Here is a 21,970-nt window from a genome sequence, read left to right on the forward strand (position 1 = left end):
TTACTGAACACGCATACTATCCAGTAGCACCGCCCCCCACTCAGGGCCGAATTGAGCAGGCACAATTGCCCGTTGAACACGCGCGTTTAAATATGGCCTGACCAGTTCGCTCAAGCCACCGATCAGCACGAGGTTACCCTCGCAATCGGACAATGCTCGCTCTGCTATGGCAGACAAATAGCTAGCTGCTCTGTGAACAAGATCGCCCGCGATTGGGTCTTGCCTTGTTGCAAATTCGAACACCAATGGGGCTACGCGAGCAAATTCTGCCGGTAAACCGTTGTTGAGTTTGTTCACGAACTCACCGGTTGAATATGCATCATAAAATTCACACACGGCCTGAGTTAATGCTGATGATGGTGCCACACCATCTAAAGCCTCAAGGGTCGCTTTTACCGCCTCACATCCTAACCAGGCACCACTTCCTTTGTCTCCAAGAGTAAAGCCGTGGCCACCGTATTGCTGCACCTTGTCATGGGCATATGACGCCGTACAAGATCCTGTGCCGACCACCATTACCGCTCCTTTTTTGCCCCCGTGTGCCCCTACAACTGCAGCGTGTAAATCGGTAATAAAAGAAAAAGTCGCAAAGGGATGACGCCATTGATCTAGCATTTGCCTTGCAGCTTCAACAGTTGCGCCCGCCAGGCCAGCGCTAACACGGCATTGTGACAACAACACACGCCCAGCCAAGCCTGCATCCTCGATAGCCCGGGTAACCGCGTCTACTATTGAACCAGTAGCCTTCTCGCCAACCCGAGCCACGTTTGCCGGCCCACCTATCCCAGCGCCCAGCGCGCTGCCCTTGTTGTCAAATATTTCAGCGCGGCACTTAGTGCCTCCGCCATCAACGCCAACGTTGAACTGTGTTTTTCCCTGCATACCCATCCTGCTTGATTAAAAATTGACAGCTTCCAACACCGAAGAATGGCCTGCGCCGCCAGAAAGAGATTAAATAATAGTTTAAATACAGAAAATATTAAATAATTTATTCCAAACCAGTATTCAGTGCGTAGTGAAAATATCGTGTTCACCACATATTTTATCAACTCAATGATCAAAATTTATTAACTGAAAGCCCCCAACTCTTCAACCCTTCGCAACGGCTAGCTTGCATACACCAAGAAATTCTTTATTCTCTATAATTTGAACATACTGAATAAATAAACTTTATGGCAGAGGAAAACCTATGCTTGCTTCCCATGCGCTCGTTACAGCATTGTGCTTTATGTGTCACGCCGCTATCGCTGGCACACCCCAGCGCCACTCGCCTCCGGAGAATTTCCGCCAGATGATTATGAATGCACCGCCTTATTTTCCCGCCAATACCCGTGCGATCTGGCCCGATTGCGCTCCAACAGTACCCAGCAGCAATACCGCGTATTCAACGATACAGGAAAGCGGCTTAGAAAGCGGGTGGGAATCAAAAGTGTCAGCAAACTGGACTTTCTTCACTATACCGGCGGACGAGGGCTTTGTAACCGTCATAGATTACGCGCTGAAAGACAACCAGCTTGCCTACCGCTATCTTGCCAACAGCGCTACCCAAAATACACTCTACGAACCGTGGAGTTCGTCTAAAATCATGGCATACGCTGGGGCAATGGCCACCCTGAACCTACCGAATATCCCCGAAGACTTAATGGCCGGCGACGCCCGTGTAGCCGACCTCATTACGAGTATCAATTCCTATGGTATAAGTGGAAAAGCGGATGGGAATTCAAATGCCATCGCGACCTTTTTTGCCAACATTGCAGGCAGAGAGTTTTTAACTGACCTTTTCCACGATAACTGGTTAAAGCTCAGTAATCCTGATATTCGCTTTCGAGGTGCATATGGCGCAGAGGTATTCTCGCCAAATCCTGCCATGTTTAGCAGTGAACAGGCTGCAGTACATCAAGAAATAGGCTATTACAAAGCAGCAACCGATGACCCGTATTATCAACCTTACCTGTGCAACAACTGCAACAAAAATGGCAACAAGCCAATGACCACACTGGCTGAGGCAGAATTTTTAAAACGCATGGTATCGCAAAAACGTGTACCTGAGGCTGCTATGCCCGGACTGTCCGACGACGCAGTGATCAGCTTGTTATATGCGCCGGGTCATGACACCAATGCCAACCCGTCAGGCGGCATGATGGCAGGCATAAGCAGAATGCTGCACACTGCCTTGGCAAACGCGATTGCTCCGGGCGACAACCGCTCCCCTAAAACCATACTTGATGAGTACACTCACGGGCAGTGGCGAGTATTCCAGAAAATAGGCTGGGGCCCCAGTGAAACCCGTGGTCAGGGCGAAACTGTGGTACTGGCGCACGTCTGTCTCCCCGCTGAAAACAGTAAAAGGGAGTTTACACTGGCCGCGCGTACAGTTGCCCCTTCTCCCACTGATGCCGCAGTAGATAGCGCTGCGTACAAGATGCAGATACTACTTAACCGTAGTATTCATCAACTACTGTCTGTTCGTCAGTAGTTAATTGGTACAACGACGTGCGCTTCGGCGCTATTCACGATTGCCAGCGCACAAGTCGTGGCACCCTAGGAGAAATACGCGCTAACAACTCGTAAGAAATAGTACCTGCGCACCTGGCAACGTCATCAACCAATAAGTGTTTGCCCCACAATTCTACTGTGTCGCCGATGGCGGGCAATGGAATGTCAGTAATATCCACGGAAATCATATCCATTGAAACCCGCCCGGCCAGCTTTCCCTGATACCCGTTAATGTACACAGGAGTACCGTTTGGACAGTGTCGGGGATAACCGTCGGCATAACCAATACCGACAGTGGCAATGACTGATGGTCTTTTTGCTTTCCATTGTTGCCCATAACCCACAGTATCACCTTGCTTCAGGTGTCTGATAGCGATAATACTGGCTTGCAAGGTCATCACTGGCTGTAGCAACGGGGTATTTTTTTTACTAAGAGGTTGAGCACCGTACATAGCTATCCCCACTCTGTTCCAATCACCATGGGACTGAGGCCACCCCACCACAGCGGGTGAATTTGCGATACTCGCCGCGCATTGCGTCTCTCTTATCACGTTTTCAAAATCGTGAATTTGTTGCGCGGTAAAGTGATTATCCGTTTCATCAGCACAGGCCAGATGCGTAATCAGCACCGGCTTTTCCCTGAATAACGTCGTGTACTGTTTTACAACCGGGCCAATTTCTTGCAGTGAGAATCCCAGCCGGTGCATACCGGAATCAATCTTAAACCACACTTTAGGTCGCTTAGCTTGCGCGCATGCATTAAGCCATGCCAGTTGTTGATGCTGATGTACCACCGGAATAAAATGCATATCACTGGCAAGCTCAAGCTCGGCCTGTTGATGTGGCCCCTCCAAAATAACAATGGGGCCTTCTATACCCGCCTCTCGCAAAGTAATGGCTTCCTCGGTAATGGCCACAGCAAAACCCTGACAGTATGGTTTTAGAATTCTGGCCACGGCCACTGCGCCATGGCCATATGCATCTGCTTTTATAACCGCCATCGTGTTACCACCACTGGCCATGCCCGACAAAAGGGTGAAGTTGTGGACGAGGGCGTCGGCATCAATAATGGCTTGGGTTTGTCTGCTCAAAGGGTGTCGATCCTGTTTTGTGTCGCACTTATGCTTTACGCTATTTTACAATGACGAGAAAATTCCAGCTATACAAATTAAATGGAATAATCTATTCTATTATTTCAAGTGGATAAAAATAATGTAACAGGGTGCCATGTTAGGACAGTATGCGTTCATAGATATTCTGGTGTTTATTGGGTATGGATTGCTGTTATTAGGCAGTGGTTGGCTTTTCAACAGAAAAAATCGTTCGGCAAATGACTACTTCCTGGGCGGAAACGCCATACCAATGTGGATGGTAGCCATCTCTGTACTCGCGACGTCCCAATCTGCAGCCACTTTTCTCGGCGGGCCAGACCAGGGTTACCGAAATGATCTCACTTATCTGTCTACCAACATTGGTGCCTTTATCGCAGCATATTTCGTCGCTATTTTTCTAATTCCCCGCTTCTATCAACAGAAAGTTTTCACGGTTTATGAACTGTTAGAGCAACGCTTTGGATCAGGTGCCAAGCGACTTGCCGGATTGATGTATTTATTTGGCCGGGTCTTTGCCAGCGGCGCCCGCCTATACATGGCCGCATTAGCTGTATCGATGATCCTGTTTGGCAATATTGACGCCTCCAGCGTAATTACCGCTACCTTAATCATTACCGTTTGCGGGCTGGTGTATACAGTTTATGGAGGCATTAGAACAGTAATTTATTCTGATGTACTTCAGGCTGCTATATATGTTGGTGCTGCTGTGGCCGTGATTATTGTACTGTACCAAGCTATTCCCGCATCGTTTGGCGATATTGTAAATGCACTACAACAACCGGCACCGGGTGAAACGTCTAAACTCAGGCTCATCAACACCGATATTGATTTTTCTAACACTGGCGTCTTTAGCTTACTGTCGGTACTGACGGGCTTTGTTTTGTTAAACATTGCCGCCTTCGGTCTCGATCAAGACATGACTCAACGAGTGCTCACGTGTAAAGATGCCAAAGAAGGTAGCAAAGCCATGTTGATGTCTGTGGTAATGGTGATACCGGTAATGTTGCTATTTTTGGTGATTGGCCTGCTGCTCTATATTTATTATCAGCGCCCTGACATCATGGCCGCCGGAGCAACGGATGGCCCGGTACCGACGTTTGCCGGCGAGCCGGTCACCATTTTTATGTACTACGTGCTCACAGAAATTCCCGCGGGCGTAAGAGGGTTAGTTACGGTTGGAATACTCGCCGCTGCCCTTTCCACCCTTAATTCAGGATTAAATTCCATGGCCAGCGTACTGGTACAAGATCTATATAGACCGTGGAAACAAAAACAACAATCCCATACTGACGAAGGGCACTACGTAAAAGTAGGGCGCTGGGCAATGGCACTGGTGGCAGCAGCATTGGGCGGCATGGCATGCCTTTGTTACTATTGGCAACAATACACCAATATGCCACTGCTCCAATTCGCCCTTGGCGTCATGGTATTTTCTTACAGCGGTTTGCTGGGTGTTTACTTCATTACGCTGTTTTCAAAGCGGGGAAGTCAACTCTCGGTTATCGCTGCACTGATAGTGGGCTTTCTTGTTCCACTGTCTATGCAACCCTACGTAATAGACACGGTATTGCCAACTCATTGGCAATTTGAGCTTGGCTTCACCTGGCAACTGGTAATCGGCACCTTTATTGCAGCAGTCGTATGTGCCATGGGTAAAGCGTCGAAAAACTAACCGTAGTATTATAGTACAGCGTTATATATTGAAATACAGCACACTGCCAGGATCATTTTGCGGGCAGTGAAACCAGATAAGGCAAACTATGCAGGCAAAAAAAGTAAGTGGAACATCAGATTTACTGGCACAGCTAAATAAAATCGTGTCTGAAGGACGAAACCCCGACACCATGGATATAGATTTGCTGTCCACTGAGGCCATATTGCGTAAAATTAATCAGGAAGATGCCAAAGTAGCTAATGCCGTGGCACAGGAAATTCCACATATTGCGAGCGCTGTAGATGCCATCGTAGAAAAATTACTTTCAGGAGGCAGGCTGGTATACACAGGTGCAGGCACCAGTGGGCGACTGGGGATCCTCGACGCCGTAGAATGCCGCCCCACCTTCAGTGTACCGGACAGTTTGGTGATAGGCGTCATTGCCGGTGGTGAACCCGCCATTCAGCACGCTGTCGAGGGAGCCGAAGACAATAAAGCACAGGGGGCGTTGGACATTCAGGCGATTAACTTTTCGGAGAATGACGTACTGGTGGGATTATCCGCCAGTGGCCGTACCCCATATGTGGTGGGCGCGCTGGAATATGCCAATTCTCTTGGCGCAAAAACCATTAGCATCGCCTGTAACCCAGACTCGATTGTGCTAAATAGTGCAAGTATTGCCATCTGTCCTGTGGTTGGGCCAGAATGTCTCACAGGCTCTACGCGAATGAAGTCGGGCACAGCGCAAAAACTGGTGTTGAACATGCTTAGTACTGCCAGCATGATTCGCCTCGGGAAAACCTATCAAAACCTTATGGTGGACGTAAACGCGACCAATGAGAAACTCAAGGCCCGTGCTATTCGCATTGTCATGCAGGCAACGGATTGCGAGAAAGAGGAAGCAGCCACGGCGCTGGAAGCCGCCAATCACAAAGCCAAAGTGGCCATTATGATGATTCTGACAGACACCACTGCAGAACAGGCAGAATCGATGCTCACCACACATAATGGTTTCTTGCGCCGGGCTGTAGAAGAGCAATGAGCAAGTTAGTTATCTGCTGGTTGGTCAGCTTGATTAGCCTAATTCTGCCAGTGCAGGCAATCACACTGGGCGCCGCTCAACCAGACAAATATTTGCCTTTATTGGCTTCTAAACGTGTTGCCCTGGTGGTAAACCAAACGTCTATGGTTGGTGATGAACACCTAGTGGATTACTTACTGTCCAAAGATGTAAATGTGGTTAGTGTAATGGCCCCCGAACACGGTTTCCGTGGGGATGCCGGCGCTGGTGAAACCATCAAAGACGGTATAGACGAAAAAACGGGTCTACCCATTTTGTCACTTTATGGCAAAACCAAAAAACCTACGGTGGCAATGCTGGAAGGTGTAGATACGCTGGTGTTTGACATTCAGGACGTAGGCGCGCGCTTTTACACCTATATCAGTACTCTGCACTATGTCATGGAAGCAGCCGCGGAACAGGGTAAGCAAGTAGTCATTCTCGATCGCCCTAACCCTAACGGAGCTTTCGTTGACGGGCCCGTGCGCGAAGAAGCCTTTGCCTCATTTGTGGGCATGGATCCCATTCCCTTGCTTCATGGTATGACCATTGGTGAGTTGGCAAAGATGATTAAAGGCGAAGGGTGGATCAACAACGCAGCGTCTTTAGTTTTGTCCATTATTCCTATGGCCGGGTACGAAAGAACCATGGCGTATTCTTTACCCGTCGCTCCCAGCCCGAACTTACCAAACGACAAAGCTATTCAACTATACCCATCATTGTGTTTGTTTGAAGGTACCGTAGTAAGCGTGGGACGGGGAACGCCATTTCCATTTCAGGTAGTGGGTCATAACGAGGTCGCTCTTGGAACCTTCTCTTTTACTCCAGTCAGTATGCCTCAAAGTGCACCGTCTCCTAAACTGCAGGATCAGAGGCTCCTCGGCAAAGACCTGCGCAACAGCGAAGTAAAAGGCTTTGACCTGGGTTTGTTGATAGCGGTACACGAGCAATTTGAAGCCGAAGATAAATCTCTTATCAACCGGCCTGACTTTTTCGACAAGTTAAGCGGGACTGACACTTTGCGCAAGGCGATCGTAGCAGGAAAGTCAGAAGCAGAAATTCGCGCTCAATGGAAACCCGCGCTGACGACATTTATCAAACAACGTAAGCCATATTTATTATATCCGGATACAGCGCATTAACTGCGCTGCATTTTAAACCGCGAGACCACGTCGTTCGTCTTCTCGAGTAATTTCCTGCCCGGGCGAGATGCCTGGGTCAAGGCGATAAACAACATGTCGATAATCAATTCTTGTGCCGTTCTGGCCAATATGGAAGACAACCTCAAAGATGCTTCTTCGGCCACAGAGTAAAGTTGCACCTGGGCCAGGTCGGCAATCATGTTGTGGCCGTATTTAGTAATGGAAATCACAGTCGCGTGATTATGTCTTGCCTCTGTAACTACATTAGCCACTTCACTGGTGGTACCAGACTCACTTATTGCCACCACAACATCACTTTCAGAAAATGTTGCAGCCAGTGCCAACTGTATGTGACCATCAGCTTCAGAGACCGCGTTAATGCCTAATTTTTGTAATTTGTAGGCGAAGTCTTTACATACTAATGCCGAACCACCCACACCGCAGATCATAACCCGCTTGGCGTTTTTAATCAGTTCCACGGCACGTTCGAACGCCACCATCTCATTGAGGTTTCGGGTTTCGTTCAAGACGCTGATTTTGCTCGCCACCAGCTTATCAGCCATTTGCTCAAAGCCATCAGTTAAGGTAATTTTACCGTGAATCTGCGTATTCGGTGCTTCTTTATTGAGCGAATCAATCACCGCCAATTTAAACGCCGGGTAACCTTTGTAACCCAACTTCTGAGCAAACTTAACCACACTCGACTGGCTCACACCTACTACGTTAGCCAACTCCTGTGATGACAAATCACGAACAGCGTTTGGCGAATCAAGAGTGAAGGTCGCTAACTTCGACTCGCTCGCTGAGAGTGAGTGCTTAATTGCTTTTATTTTTGTAAATGCAGACATGATCGTTCACTTATTAAACTAATGGCAAATCGAGACAGTATTAACAGCGAATATAACGCTGTTTATCTCACAGAATTAATTATTCAAATATAAACCAGTTGAAGAGAATATCAAAATACCATTACATTACTAGGTAAATTATTCTGTATAAAAAATAAGTACACTAACCTGCTAAGGACGCTGTATGACTGCTCACCCTCATTTGCCTTCGGCCGACATCGACGAAAAGTTTGAAAGTTTGCACTGGCAAGAACTGAATAAGGCTCATCTCACAGCGTCTGACATTGCGCCAGTGATGGAGCGCATTCGCTCTCACGTCTCAATAATCTCCACTCAGGTAGGTACATCTTATGAAGGCAGAAGCATTGAACGCTTTTCTTTGGGCGATGGCCCGCTGGCGCTCCTCGCTTGGACGCAAATGCACGGCGATGAAGCTACCGCCACGGCTTCCGTACTTGACTGGCTACAAATTTTACTAACATCCGCACCTGTGGGACTCCCCACTGACTGGCGATCGCGAGTTACACTGCATATCATTCCCATGCTAAACCCCGACGGAGCCGAGCGCAGAACCCGAGTAAATGGTCAGGGCATCGATATGAACAGGGATGCCAAAGCCCTGCAGTCACCTGAGGGCCGTATTCTTCACCAGCAGGTTGCCGAATTATCGCCAGATATCGCGTTTAACCTTCATGACCAAAACCCCTATTACACCACAGGAATGTCTGCTAACCCGGCAACCATTGCTTTTCTTGCACCAGCCTACCACAAAGACAAACACGTAGATGGCCCAAGGCTACGCGCCAAGCAACTCATTGCAGCTATGAATGAAACCCTGCAGTACTATATCCCTGACTGTATTGGTCGCTACGATGACACTTATTCTTTCCGCTCGTTTGGCGACAATATTGCGGGCTCAGGAGCCAGTACCATTCTCATTGAAAGTGGCGCTGCCCACAATGATCCCAACCGACAAGTTGCCAGAAAAATGAACGTGATAGCGCTTCAAACGGCGCTGGAGAGTTTGCTGACTCAACAATTCGAACAGTACTCCTTGGCTGATTACTACCGTATTCCGGACAATCGTGAAAATGGCTTGTGTGATATTAAAATAGAACACATTGGAATGGGTGATCGCGAAGCTTTTCAGGCGGATGTCAGCGTGACCGTCGACCGTAAAACCCAGTGCAGCCAAATTGGTGCCATCGGTGATTTGCGAACCCTCTACGGCTTTACAACCATCAATGGAAAAGGCATGTACCTCACGCAGGGAAAAGGATTTGCAGTGAACGCAGCCATTACCCTCGATGACAATGCTTATCTAAATTTTTTAAAAGACGGCGTGACATACTTTATCGACAATGGGCACCAATTGACTATTGAGACCCGTTACCCGGTACAAGTGGTCGGTGAAGACAAACCCAATAGTCCTATCCTACCTGGTGACCCTGCGTTTTTTGTTATTCAGGACAGCGCCGGTCCCGTGGCTGCTGTACTGGACGGACATTGGATGTCTCTTCGTTAAAATGGAAAAAGGGTTTTCCAATATGAAAACCCTTTTAGCGGCTTCTCTTACTCTGTCTTTTGCACTTCAAATGCTCACAAAAATTCGTTTATTGTACAACCACCAGACGGGTAAGAAGCACACAATAAGAAAACACACAGCAAATAGTAATGACGCACTGTGTGGTGAGGCCAGGGGCAGGAAAACCTGCTTATAGAGCCAGGATTTAAACGTCATATCATCCACTGCTATCATTTGAAAAATCCGGGCGATGAGTCCGGACAGCATAAAAAAGACAATACTGTTCGCACCCGCAATCATGAAGGGTTTAGCCCATCGACGGTGCTGCTGTATATCCAGTACGATCATCAATCCGGCCAACAGTAACATTGCCAGTCCGGCGGTGATGATTGTATAACTGGGCGACCACAGGGCTTTGTTAACAGGCACCCAGGGCGAAATAACGATCCCCAACGCCAATAGCGCAATACCATATACCAGTAATTTTTTCACCGTTTGCCAACCGCAACCACCAGCCAGAATCCACTGCCCCGCCACGACACCAAATAAACAGCTCGCTACGGCAGGCACTGTACTCAACAAACCTTCCGGATCGAAGGGAAAAGGAGACGCAGTTCGATAATATACATGGTTTTGTCCGAAGACCGCGTTATCCAGCCACGCGGCAACACTGTTTCCGTAGGCCCACATACCCTGATATACATTACCCTGCTCGTCACTATAAGGAACAAATGTCATCACTGTCCAATATCCCAGTAAGCAGCCTACCAGAACAAACCGCTGTCCTTTTTGGCTCAAAAAAATGAGTAACGGTGCTGTTAATAAGTAAACCAAGCCTAGCCGCTGTAATACCCCCATCACCCGCACCTTATACAGCTTGTCATGTAACCAACTGTAATTTGCATCCAGGGTATTTACGTAAAACAAAGTTAGTAGTAGGCCCAAGCCGAAAAGGATAACACTGCGTTTTGCAATAGATTGCAGTTGAGGTAATACAGATGGCACCTCCTTGTCGTGTTTTCTCAAAGAAATTGCCACGGCAACGCCCATAATGAAAACAAAGAAAGGAAAAACCAAATCAGTAGGGGTTAATCCGTGCCACTTAGCGTGAAGCAACGGCCAGTAGACACTGCCCCAACTTCCCGGGTTATTCACCAGTACCATCAACACAATCGTTAACCCGCGCATCACATCAATTGCAGCAATTCTATTCATTGTATACCCTGATTTTAGAGGGGTTTGTGAAGGTTTCCCTGATCATTATGGAATATTTTATTATTTACTTCCATACGATTTGTGATAATTTGGTCAACATGAATTTTTCTTTTCAGATGGGTAGTATGAGCAGCGTTTTCAAATTTTTTCGCACCTGCGTCATTGTTGCCGGTATCGCGGTGATAGTAGGTTGCGCAGCCGGTTACACAACCATTCCTTCAAAGAATGCAAGTGAACGGGTTAAGTTGTTGGTGATGCACTTCACTGCAATTGACTATGAAAAGAGTTTGCGCGCCTTGGTTGATGAAGGTGGTTTGAGCGCTCATTATTTAGTTGCCGATCCTTCCGATCCCAGCTACCAAGGAGATGATGATCTAGTACTTCAACTGGTAGATGAGGGCAGACGAGCGTGGCACGCTGGTACCAGCTACTGGCAAAATCGAACTAACCTCAATGACACGTCTATCGGTATAGAGATTGTCAATGTGCCAAGTTGTGAAAGAGATAATACCGCAAGTATGTCTCGCTCAGAGCACGGTAGAAACCGCCTTTGTGTATTTCCCGATTTCAACCCCGCTCAAATTCAGGCCGTGATTCGTCTTTCCAAAGAGATTCTCGCTCGTAATCCCGATATTCACCCTACCGCAGTGGTTGGTCACTCGGATATTGCTTACACCCGTAAAAACGATCCGGGTCCGCGCTTTCCTTGGTTTGAATTATATAAAGCCGGTATAGGAGCCTGGTACGACAACGACACACTTACCAAATACTGGAAACGGTTTAACCAGCGACTTCCCGAAACAGGCTTATTTCAAAAGGCGCTGCGCGACTATGGCTATGACGTTACTGAAACCGGAGTATTCGATGAAAACACCTACAGCGCCATTTCTGCATTCCAAATGCATTTTGTCCAGGATGGCGTCAATGGCCAATTAAACAGTGAAACCGCTGCTGCGTTGTTTGCCCTGCTGGAGAAATATTTCCCCAATAAGCTAAACGCGTTAATGGCGAGATACGAACGTGAACTTGCATTAAAAACCGAGCTTCCGCCCCCCGTTACACATGGGCAAATAGATAGCGTGTTCCCACAGGAAATCCGTTCTGACCGCAAAGAAGTGAACGATAAACTGCGCTTTGCCGCTTATAAGGGTCGAGGAGAAATCTTTTTGCGCGCAGAGCAGGACACCCACGCCACTATCACGGTGAATGGTGAAGAGCTGAATATTGCGACTCCGCTACTAGCAGGTAAAACCTATCACTATTCCCTTAAAAGAAGAACAAAAGACGGTATTAATGCGTTGTCAATAAAAACACAAAACGATACCGACAAGTTGCACGTGCGCATTCCCTGGCCAACGCTACAGGATGACACCGAAAACTGGCAGACAAGGTTTGTTAGGGTTGATGCCCTTATCAACGAAGAAATTGCTGCGGGATTCCCCGGCGCCGCTCTGCTAGTGGTAAAAGACGGCAAGATTATTAAACGCAGTGCGTATGGCTATGCGCGCAAGTACAGCGAAGACGGTACCCTGCTGGCAAACCCGCAACCGCTGACACCGGAAACCTTGTTTGATATGGCGTCTAATACCAAAATGCTGGCAACGAATTTCGCTCTTATGAAGTTGGTATCGGAGGGCAAAATACATGTGGATGACCCTCTCTATGTGTACTTACCTGAATACCACGGTGATGGCAGAGAAGCCAGGACAGTAAGGGATTTACTCAGTCATCAAACCGGCTATGGACCGGAAGTGCGTTTCTTCCAGCCACAGAAAAGTTACGGCAAAGGGTTCTTTTCACGCAGCAAGCCACACACAAACTATTTACTGGCCACCAAAGTGCCTTTCCGCGAAGGCAATAAATTGAAAGCGAAATACAGCGACACAAACTTTATGCTGCTAGGATTGCTGGTTGAACGCGTAACAGGCATGTCCTTAGATCGCTACTGCGAGCAGTTGTTATACAGTCCGCTGCAACTCAATCACACGATGTTTAATCCGTTGCAAAAAGGCGTGCTTCCAACGTCTGTTGCAGCAACAGAAATAAACGGCAATACACGCAGTGGTCATATACATTTCCCAGGTGTACGTGAGTACACACTTCAAGGGGAAGTACACGACGAAAAGGCGTGGTATAGCATGCAAGGCGTAGCGGGCCACGCCGGATTATTCTCTACTATAGACGATGTGGGTGTGCTTTTACAGTTGCTCCTCAACCAAGGTGGATATGCCAATGTTACACTGTTCGATGAACAAACCCTGTCGCTGTTCACCGCGCCATCGTCCCTTGACCCCGGCTTTGGACTGGGTTGGCGACGAGCAGCCGATGGCCGCAATCGCTGGCACTTTGGCCCATACGCCAGCAGCCAGGCATATGGTCACACCGGATGGACAGGCACGGTTACGGTGATCGACCCTTTGCAGAACCTGGGTATCGTGTTGTTAACCAATGCCAGGCATACCCCCGTGAACGAAGATGATTCCGGACAGTTGCATTTTGCAGGCTCAGAGTTTGAAACGGGCAAATACGGCAGTGTTATTACCCGGGTATACGAAGCAATACTAGAGAAATAAGCCCGCCGTCACACAACGATGGCAAAGATTAGGGGAATTATCGCAAAGTAGAAACATTTATTCCTTTAACCCGCTATTTTCGGTTAAGGTAATATCAAAATGGCCACTTAGTACCGCTATCGGTGTCATTAGTGGCTCATTTTACGTTCAAAATATAATAAAAAACTGCCGCATTGCTGCGTGTTCTCCAAACAACACAATGTCAGTAAAGACAACAAAAGCAGGAAACAGTGTTCATGGAATGGGTCTCCATTATTCCCCCATTAGTCGCCATTTTTGTGGTGTTCTGGAAAAAAGAAGTCATTATGGCTTTGTTGCTGGCCGTATTGTCAGCCGAAGCCCTAATCTTGTTAAACAGCATTTCCGACAGTGTATTGCTGGCACCAATCAATGCTATTGAGCGCACCATTAGTGTTGCTTCCAGCCCGGGCAATACCCGTATATTGATATTCTCTGTACTGGTAGGAGCTTTGCTAGCTTATATCCGAGACTCTGGTGGTGTAACCGCTACCGTAAACTGGTTAGTAGGCAAGGGCGTAGCCAAAAATAAAAAACAGGTGGGAAGTCTCACCATGCTCACGGGTATTGCCGTTTTTATTGAATCTAACCTAAGCGTGCTCACTGCGGGTATTTTTGCCCGTGGATTGTTCGATAAATTCAAAATGAGTCGGGCAAGGCTGGCCTATCTCATAGACAGCACCAGCGCCCCAGTGTGCATTCTTATTTTGTTAAATGGCTGGGGCGCTTTTGTTTTAAGCCTTCTCGATGGCTATGCTCTACCCGCTTCATCCGCGAGTATATTGTGGGGGTCGGTACCCTTGAATTTTTATGCCCTTATTACACTGGCGATAGTCGTTTATACTATCGCTGCGGACAAAGTACACGGCCCGATGGCAAAAGAAGAAGAAGCCATGAGCCAGGTAGACACTCAACTATCCTCCGAGCCCCCCACAAAAGCCCGCTTTATGATTGTGCCTTTGCTGGTCATGGTTGTCAGTATGGTAGGGTTTATGTTGTGGACAGGCAACGGCGTATTAGCCGACGGCAGCGGCAGTAAATCCGTGCTCTACGCTACTATTCTGGCCACAGCTACGGCGTATTTCCTGTTGATTGGTCACAAGCGTTTTACCCACCACAAAGCCGTGGAAATCGGTTTCAAAGGCATGGGGGAACTCTTGCCTCTCGTTACCATAGTATTGATGTCACTGACCTTAGGTGCCAGTCTGAAGGTCTTGGGAACCGGAGAATTCGTAGCCGGATTAGTTGGTGAGTACTTACCATTATTTCTTATTGTTCCCATGCTTTTCGTCGCTGGCGCCGTGATGTCATTTACCACGGGAACCAGTTGGGGAACCTTCGCCATTTTAATTCCCATTGGCGTTCCCCTCATTCAGTCTTTGGGACTGCCTCCCTCCTTGGTAGTGGCAGCCATTTTAGGGGGCGGAGTGTTCGGCGATCACTGCTCTCCCATTTCCGATACCTCTGCCGTATCATCCATCGCGGCTGGATGTGATTTACTTACTCATATTCGCACTCAGCTGCCCTACGCACTCACCGCTGGTGGTTTGACGCTCATTGCTTATGTCATTGCCAGTATCATTATGATTGGATAACACTATGAGAATATTGTTTTTATCGCTTTTTCTCTGTGTCGCTGCAGGTTGCTCCGGCGACAAAACGCTCCCTGTAGACACACAAAAAGTCGCTAAAATAGCGCAGCAAGCGGTAGCGATGCCCGACGAGTTCGCTGCTGATGCCGCTATGGCTGTACTCAACGATGGCGGGACCGCAGTGGACGCTGCCATTACTGCACAATTTGTACTGGCTGTAACATTTCCTGAAGCCGGCAACATCGGCGGAGGGGGCTTCATGACCATCTACCAGAACAGCGAAGCGGCTTTTTTGGATTATCGTGAGATGGCACCCGCTGCCGCCCATCGCGATATGTACTTAGATGAAAATGGCGATGTGAAAAAATACGAATCGCTGTTTGGTGCAAAGGCGTCCGGCATTCCGGGCTCGGTAGCGGGTATGTGGGCGGCACATCAACGCTTTGGCAAATTGCCCTGGAAGCGACTGGTTCAACCTGCTGTAGACCTGGCCCAAAACGGTTTCCCGGTCCCTGAGAAACTGGCTGATCGCGTTACCAGATACATGGCCAGAATGGAAGAAGCAGGAATAGAAAGCAATTTTGGCAACTATTTTGGTGAAGCCAGACAAGCCGGTGTCATATTTAAACAACCCGAACTTGCAGCGGCAATGACAAGAATTCGCGACCAAGGTCAGGATGGTTTTTACAAAGGAGAAACCGCAAAAATTATCGCCGACTTTATGGCTGCCAATGGCGGACTGGTAACACAAAGTGATTTACAGGCCTATGAAGCCAAGTGGCGCGCGCCGATTGTTTATCCATGGCAAGACTACAAGCTCCTTACCGCTCCGCCTCCTAGCTCTGGTGGTGTAGCAGTTGCTCAATGGATCAGTATGCTCAACGAAGTGCTGGAAACTCAGCAATTGCCGGCTCACGACAGCCGTAACTATGTTCACCTGATGTCGGAAATAGGTAAGCGTGTTTTTGCGGATAGGGCGGAATACTTAGGTGATCCCGATTTTATCGACGTACCGGTAAAAGCCTTGCTCGATGAAAATTACATAGCCAAGCGTGCTGGTGAAGTCGATGTCAATGCTATTTCAGTAACTGAAGACGTCAAACCCGGCTTGTACGAAAGTCCGGATACAACCCATTTCTCTGTCATGGACAAATGGGGTAACGCAGTAGCCAATACCACCACGATTAATCTTTCTTTTGGCAGTGGTGTGATAGTTGAAGGTGCGGGTTTTATTCTCAACGATGAAATGGACGATTTTAGCGCCAAAGCCGGCGTACCAAACTTTTTCGGCGCCATAGGTGGCACTGCAAACGAAATTCAGCCCGGTAAACGCATGTTGTCGTCAATGACGCCAACTATCGTGCTCAAGGGTGACAATGTGACACTGGTAACCGGTTCTCCCGGCGGCACGACCATTATCTCTTCAGTAGCTCAATCTATTCTCAATGCGTTGTTTTTTGATATGGATGCAGAAGCCTCGGCAAACAGCCCCCGCTTTCATCATCAACTGTGGCCAAAAGATACCATTGCCTATCACAGTGGTCTCTCTGCAGACGTAGTGGCTGAGTTAGCCGCCATGGGATACACCATGAAAGAAAGTAATTTTGGTGATGTCCACTTGATCAAACGAACTGCCAACGGGCTCGAAGCGGCATCAGAAGCCCGTGGAAGGGGTAAAGCCGCTGTTGAAGAAACATCCTTGTAACTATCACAATGAGCTGGCAGCAGACGGCTAAACTGCGAACAGCTGGCTCATTGATTTGAACGCTTTAAATTCCAACGCGTTACCTGCAGGATCTAAAAAGAACAAGGTGGCCTGTTCTCCGGGCTCTCCTTTAAAGCGAATATAAGGTGCGATCACAAACTCAGTACCTGCCTCTTGCAGCCTATCGGCTAAGGCTTGCCATTCGTTCATCGACAACACGACGCCAAAATGAGGGACAGGTACGGCATGATTGTCAACACCGTTGTGCTGTGGTGCCGCTGGCATGGTATCGACACAGTGTGTGACCAACTGATGACCAAAAAAATTCCAATCTATCCAGCGGGTGTCGCTTCTTCCTTTTTCACATCCCATCACTGTGCCATAAAATGCTTCTGCTGCGTCGAGATTGTCAACGGGTATTGCTAAATGAAAGGGTTGGGGCATAACGTACTCCTTGATGCCTGTTTTTTATAAGAGTTTTTTTAGTAACCAGAGTTTCCAACGTGAGTAAGGGGCATACCTCGCTTTCACATCAAACTTGGATGACTTCACCATCACTGCCTTGAGATGGCTGAAGGTGTCGAAACCAAACTTGCCGTGATATCGCCCCATGCCACTGTTTCCCACCCCGCCAAAAGGCAGCGCCGGGTTTGTCATGAACATCATGGTATCGTTCACGCACACACTCCCGGCACTGGTTTTCGATAGCAAACGGTCACGAAAACCGTGATCTTCACTAAAGACATATAAAGCCAACGGCTTCTCCCTGTGGCGAATAAAAGCCACACTGTCTTCAATATTCTCAAGTACGATAATTGGCAATATTGGGCCAAAAATCTCTTCCTGCATCAAAGGGCTATTGAGATCAGGATTAAGTACAATGGTGGGAGCCAGTTTGCGCTGTTCTGGTAATCGCTCTCCACCAAACACTACATTTTGCTCATGCAGAAGCTCACACAACCTGTTGTAATGCCGTTGATGAATAATTTGCCCGTAGTCTTTACTCGCGACAGGCGCATTGCCGTACTGACGATAAATTTCCGCCTTTAGTGCCTCAATGACTGCCGTCACCTGATGTTTGTCTACCAACACGTAATCCGGCGCAATACAGGTTTGACCACAATTCATCCATTTGCCCCACACTAACCGCCTAGCAGTGACGGTTAAGTTACAGGAGCGGTCGATAACACAGGGGCTTTTGCCACCCAACTCCAGTGTAACCGGTGTTAAGTGCTGTGCCGCGGCCTGCATAACGATTTTACCAACTTGTGCGCCGCCGGTATAAAACACGTGATCCCAGGCAAGAGAAAGCAGCCCTTGTGTCTCTCTTTTTCCCCCTTCTACCACTGCGACTGTGTCTTGCTCCAGATACTGTGGAATAAGACGAGCCACAAGAGAGGAACACGCAGGAGCTAGCTCGCTTGGCTTTAGAACAGCACAATTTCCGGCAGCAATCGCGGCCACTAGGGGCGCAAGCAACAATTGCACAGGATAATTCCAGGCGCCAATAATCAACACCACGCCCAACGGTTCGGGTTGTAAATAGCTACGCCCTGGTTGCGCAGCCAGGGGGGTAGAAACGTGACGCAGATCAGCCCAGCTATCTAATTGTTTTACCGTGTGGCGAATATCCGAAAGCAAATAGCCTATCTCTGCTGTCCAGGATTCCGTTTCCCCTTTACCCAAATCCCGATACAACGCCTCTTTTATCTCTTGTTGATGCTCGGTTAACAAGCTCACCAGGCTTTGAAGTTGCTTCTTCCGCCATTGAATACAGCGGGTCTTATCAGTATTAAAACCGGACTTGAGTAGCGAAAACAGCGATGAATAATCTGGTTCGTTTTCTGCGTTTGTTTGAATAGTGTCTGACACTAAATGCATAAAACAACACTCCTTACGAAGACAGCTCCACTGTACTGCAATTGTGCAATCAGTTGCCAACTATTTTGACGAATAGCAGACACAAAAAAGCCTGCTCAAGGCAGGCTTTTTAAATCAATGTTCGCTTATGCGTCGTATGGATGACGCAGTACGATAGTTTCATTTCTGTCAGGCCCTGTAGACACGATATCGACTGGCACTCCAGTAATTGTTTCCAGGCGAGCGATGTAGTTCTTCGCTTCTTGTGGCAGCTTATCGAATTCGGTCACACCAAATGTGCTGTCTTTCCAGCCAGGCATTTCTTCGTATACCGGTGTCACCAGGTCGTAACCATCTGCCGCCATTGGCGGTACATCCTTAACATTGCCTTCGGCATCTTTATAGCCTACACAAATTTGTAACGTATCCAATCCGTCCAGAACATCCAGTTTTGTTAAGCAGAAACCGGTAATCGAGTTAATTTGTACCGCGCGCTTCATCGCGACCGCATCAAACCAACCGGTACGACGCTTGCGGCCGGTTGTGGCACCAAACTCGTGGCCTTTCACACCCAGGTGTTCACCCACATCGCAATCCAATTCTGTCGGGAACGGACCTGAACCCACGCGGGTAGTGTATGCTTTCACGATACCGAGTACGTAATCGAGGTTCAGCGGACCAAACCCAGCACCGGTGGCAACACCGCCAACGGTGGTATTTGAAGACGTCACGTAAGGGTAAGTACCGTGATCGATGTCGAGCAACGTACCCTGCGCACCTTCAAACATAATGGGTAAACCGGCCTTGTGGGCTTTATCCAGCTCATCGGTTACATCAACAACCATGGCTTTTAATATGTCCGCCACGCTTAGCGCCTGCTTCAGCGTTTCGTCGAAGTCAACGGCTGGTGCTTTGTAGTACTGGGTTAAAGTGAAATTATGTATGTCGAGAACTTCTTTCAACTTGGCCGCGAAATCTTCCGGATTAAACAAGTCTCCTACCCGTAAACCACGGCGGGATACTTTGTCTTCGTATGCTGGCCCGATGCCACGACCAGTAGTACCGATAGCTTTGCTGCCACGGGCTTTTTCGCGAGCGACATCCAACGCGATGTGGAAAGGCAAAATAAGCGGGCAGGCTTCACTGATTTTTAATCGCTCCCTAACAGGTACCCCACGCTCTTCCAGCATGGAGATTTCTTTCATCAGTGCCTCCGGGCTCAGTACTACGCCGTTACCAATAATACAGGTAACATTATCGCGTAAAATGCCGGATGGAATTAAGTGAAGAACGGTTTTCTCACCGTCAATTACCAGTGTGTGACCGGCATTGTGACCGCCCTGATAGCGAACCACGTATTTAGCGCGATCTGTTAACAGGTCTACGACCTTTCCTTTACCTTCGTCACCCCATTGAGTGCCGAGTACCACAACGTTCTTTGCCATGAATCTAGTGCGTAAAAAAATTAGGTGAGGATTCTAACAAAAATACTGACCCATGATCATCTGTTTTATGCGCAAAAAAACCACAATGCGTCAGACTATGTGCAATTCTCACTATTTTAATTGCCTGACTGACGGAACAGGCTCACACGTCCTACCACAACAAATACGTCTTTGCGTTTCCAGAACTGATATGTTGGTTGCCGTCTAATCGACAGTAAACGCGAAGGGCAACTGCACGCACCCGGAATCGCAAACTGATTTGACCAGTGAATTTGTAATAACAATCGCTAAAAAATCTGCTATATCAATACAGTAAGTAATATAAAAGGGATTGTGAATGAGGTTTCCTTTACAGGGCCATTACGCACTTGATGTATCAGGCAATGTGCTGGAAGTATATGCGACGGGGGCTTGGAATAAAGCAACTGCTGAGGCACTTGCCGAGGACATGCACCGAATAACAGAACCTTTGTCTGGAACCCCCTGGGCGGTGCTAATGGACGGAAGACGATGGGTGTTGTCCACACCGGAATGTCAGAACGTACTTACCGTTGCTATTAAGAAAAGCATTGCAAAAGGGTTAGTTCGTTCGGCTTACGTACTCGACTCAGGTATGGTTAAAAGAGCCCAGTTAGAAAGGACACATCCCCACTTGCGGGAAGACATCTCAAACCACAACTACGACAGGGCGTATTTTACCCGATATTTTGAAGCACTGTGCTGGTTGGAAAGAGATGGCTTCACACCTTACCAGCACAAATAGTCACTGCCTTTGGGCATTGTCAGCAAATCAGTAGCAAGCAAAACAGCCACCAGCGCTAACACACACGGCAAGAGCATCCTCTTGTTTAATACAACAAACTGTATACCTTTCGGCGGTATTCCGACTTCAGAGGGTCTCCGTCTGGCAATGCGTTAATCATATCCAGCATTAACTTCTTCGCTTCACCAAAATTCAGATCTTTACTCAGCACGCTGAATAACAATGCCAATGCATCTGCAGACTTATGTGCCTGTTGTAACTGTACGGCAAGGTCCACTTTGAGCTGCAAGTTATCGGGCTGGGCCTCAACGTCTTTCGTCAACTGTTGAATTTCCGGTGAATCGGCAGCTTGCTCTGCAAGCTCTATTTTACCTGACAGAGTCTGATAACGACTATCCTGATCAACGAGCTTGATCTCTGAAAGCAGCGTTTTTGCCATCTCAATCGCGCCAGTTTCAACCAAACAATCGATATACATATAACGCGCGTTGACGTTTTCCTGATTTAGTTCAAAGGCTTGCTTTGCATGGGGAAATGCTGCCGCGTAATCGCCTTCGTAAATCGCTTCACCAGCCTTTGCCAACAAGGCGTCTTCTGGTTTAGGCAAATATTTTTCTAACATTTCTCTGATTTGCGCTTCTGGCTGTACTCCGGCAAATCCATCAACTGGCTGGCCATCCTTCACAACCATCACGGTGGGCAAGTTGCGGATACCGAACTGAGCGGCTACTTCCTGCTGCGCGTCACAATCAACCCGCGCAAGAAGTAAACTGTCACCATACTCAGCTGCAATTTTTTCCAATAATGGAGAAACATCTTTACTTTGTTCGCTCCATTCGGCCCAGAAATCCACCAGCACCACTTTTTCCTGGGAGTCGTTCAATATCACTTGCTGAAAATTTTCCGGGGTGATGTCAACGGTCTGGTTTGCTACTAAATTATCCATGAATGTCGCCTTTAAA

General features: G+C 48.0%; 17 protein-coding genes. 9 read left to right on the top strand and 8 right to left on the bottom strand.

All coding sequences use genetic code 11. The annotated features are described in order from the left end of the window. Positions 1–882 (bottom strand): BadF/BadG/BcrA/BcrD ATPase family protein, encoded by an 882-nt coding sequence (locus KO518_RS19395; protein ID WP_216027515.1) that lies wholly within the window; start codon positions 880–882, stop codon positions 1–3. 307 nt (positions 883–1,189) lie between these two features. Between KO518_RS19395 and KO518_RS19400 the strand changes: the two genes are divergently transcribed. After that, positions 1,190–2,476: a hypothetical protein gene (locus tag KO518_RS19400; RefSeq protein WP_216027592.1), complete on the top strand. Its 1,287-nt coding sequence runs from the start codon at positions 1,190–1,192 to the stop codon at positions 2,474–2,476. A 34-nt stretch (positions 2,477–2,510) separates the two neighbouring features. Here KO518_RS19400 and alr read toward each other — a convergent pair whose 3' ends face one another. Continuing rightward, the gene (gene alr, locus KO518_RS19405; RefSeq protein ID WP_216027516.1) at positions 2,511–3,587 is read right to left on the bottom strand and encodes an alanine racemase; all 1,077 of its coding nucleotides are present in this window, start codon (positions 3,585–3,587) and stop codon (positions 2,511–2,513) included. A gap of 136 nt (positions 3,588–3,723) precedes the next feature. On the opposite strand from alr, the gene KO518_RS19410 reads away from it, so the two are divergent. The 3 genes from KO518_RS19410 (at position 3,724) to KO518_RS19420 (ending at position 7,464) form a co-directional block, all read left to right on the top strand. Further along, entirely contained in the window at positions 3,724–5,280 is a 1,557-nt protein-coding gene (locus tag KO518_RS19410; protein WP_216027517.1) for a sodium:solute symporter, read from the top strand. Between the two features lie 88 nt (positions 5,281–5,368). Beyond that, a complete protein-coding gene (gene murQ / locus KO518_RS19415; RefSeq protein ID WP_216027518.1) occupies positions 5,369–6,304 on the top strand; it encodes an N-acetylmuramic acid 6-phosphate etherase in 936 nt (311 codons plus the stop codon). Continuing rightward, positions 6,301–7,464 (top strand): exo-beta-N-acetylmuramidase NamZ domain-containing protein, encoded by a 1,164-nt coding sequence (locus KO518_RS19420; RefSeq protein WP_216027519.1) that lies wholly within the window; start codon positions 6,301–6,303, stop codon positions 7,462–7,464. Before murQ ends, KO518_RS19420 begins: the two co-directional genes overlap by 4 nt. On the opposite strand, the gene KO518_RS19425 is transcribed toward KO518_RS19420, so the two are convergent. Beyond that, positions 7,461–8,312, bottom strand: a complete 852-nt coding sequence (locus KO518_RS19425; RefSeq protein ID WP_216027520.1) for a MurR/RpiR family transcriptional regulator — start codon at positions 8,310–8,312, stop codon at positions 7,461–7,463. The two genes, KO518_RS19420 and KO518_RS19425, sit on opposite strands and share 4 nt — an antisense overlap. Positions 8,313–8,496: 184 nt before the next feature. Between KO518_RS19425 and KO518_RS19430 the strand changes: the two genes are divergently transcribed. Beyond that, complete coding sequence (locus KO518_RS19430; RefSeq protein WP_216027521.1) at positions 8,497–9,837, top strand: M14 family zinc carboxypeptidase; 1,341 nt, start codon at positions 8,497–8,499, stop codon at positions 9,835–9,837. 66 nt (positions 9,838–9,903) lie between these two features. Here the strand turns inward: KO518_RS19430 and KO518_RS19435 are convergent, their stop codons facing one another. Further along, positions 9,904–11,052, bottom strand: a complete 1,149-nt coding sequence (locus KO518_RS19435) for an acyltransferase family protein (RefSeq protein ID WP_216027522.1) — start codon at positions 11,050–11,052, stop codon at positions 9,904–9,906. Positions 11,053–11,177: 125 nt separating this feature from the next. Here KO518_RS19435 and pbp4b point away from each other — a divergent pair, with 125 nt between their 5' ends. From pbp4b to ggt, 3 genes are all read left to right on the top strand, one after another. Continuing rightward, positions 11,178–13,625, top strand: coding sequence for a penicillin binding protein PBP4B (gene pbp4b / locus KO518_RS19440; RefSeq protein WP_216027523.1), 2,448 nt, complete (start codon positions 11,178–11,180; stop codon positions 13,623–13,625). A 236-nt stretch (positions 13,626–13,861) separates the two neighbouring features. Next, positions 13,862–15,238, top strand: coding sequence for a Na+/H+ antiporter NhaC family protein (locus KO518_RS19445; RefSeq protein ID WP_216027524.1), 1,377 nt, complete (start codon positions 13,862–13,864; stop codon positions 15,236–15,238). A 4-nt stretch (positions 15,239–15,242) separates the two neighbouring features. Further along, a complete protein-coding gene (gene ggt, locus KO518_RS19450; protein WP_216027525.1) occupies positions 15,243–16,940 on the top strand; it encodes a gamma-glutamyltransferase in 1,698 nt (565 codons plus the stop codon). A 27-nt stretch (positions 16,941–16,967) separates the two neighbouring features. On the opposite strand, the gene KO518_RS19455 is transcribed toward ggt, so the two are convergent. The 3 genes from KO518_RS19455 to KO518_RS19465 all read right to left on the bottom strand — a co-directional run bounded on the left by KO518_RS19455 (position 16,968) and on the right by KO518_RS19465 (position 20,245). Next, positions 16,968–17,384 (bottom strand): VOC family protein, encoded by a 417-nt coding sequence (locus KO518_RS19455; protein ID WP_216027526.1) that lies wholly within the window; start codon positions 17,382–17,384, stop codon positions 16,968–16,970. Between the two features lie 24 nt (positions 17,385–17,408). Next, positions 17,409–18,821, bottom strand: a complete 1,413-nt coding sequence (locus tag KO518_RS19460; RefSeq protein WP_216027527.1) for an aldehyde dehydrogenase family protein — start codon at positions 18,819–18,821, stop codon at positions 17,409–17,411. A 125-nt stretch (positions 18,822–18,946) separates the two neighbouring features. Continuing rightward, entirely contained in the window at positions 18,947–20,245 is a 1,299-nt protein-coding gene (locus tag KO518_RS19465) for an adenylosuccinate synthase (protein ID WP_216027528.1), read from the bottom strand. Between the two features lie 337 nt (positions 20,246–20,582). On the opposite strand from KO518_RS19465, the gene KO518_RS19470 reads away from it, so the two are divergent. Then, on the top strand, positions 20,583–21,008 hold the full coding sequence (locus tag KO518_RS19470) for a hypothetical protein (RefSeq protein WP_216027529.1): 426 nt from the start codon (positions 20,583–20,585) through the stop codon (positions 21,006–21,008). A gap of 85 nt (positions 21,009–21,093) precedes the next feature. Here KO518_RS19470 and KO518_RS19475 read toward each other — a convergent pair whose 3' ends face one another. Continuing rightward, positions 21,094–21,954 carry a co-chaperone YbbN gene (locus tag KO518_RS19475; protein ID WP_216027530.1) on the bottom strand — a complete coding sequence of 287 codons (861 nt, stop codon included), beginning with the start codon at positions 21,952–21,954 and terminating at the stop codon, positions 21,094–21,096. Positions 21,955–21,970: the final 16 nt, after the last annotated feature.

Origin of the sequence: Aestuariibacter sp. A3R04 (assembly GCF_018860805.1) — a bacterium.
GTDB lineage: Bacteria > Pseudomonadota > Gammaproteobacteria > Enterobacterales > Alteromonadaceae > Alteromonas.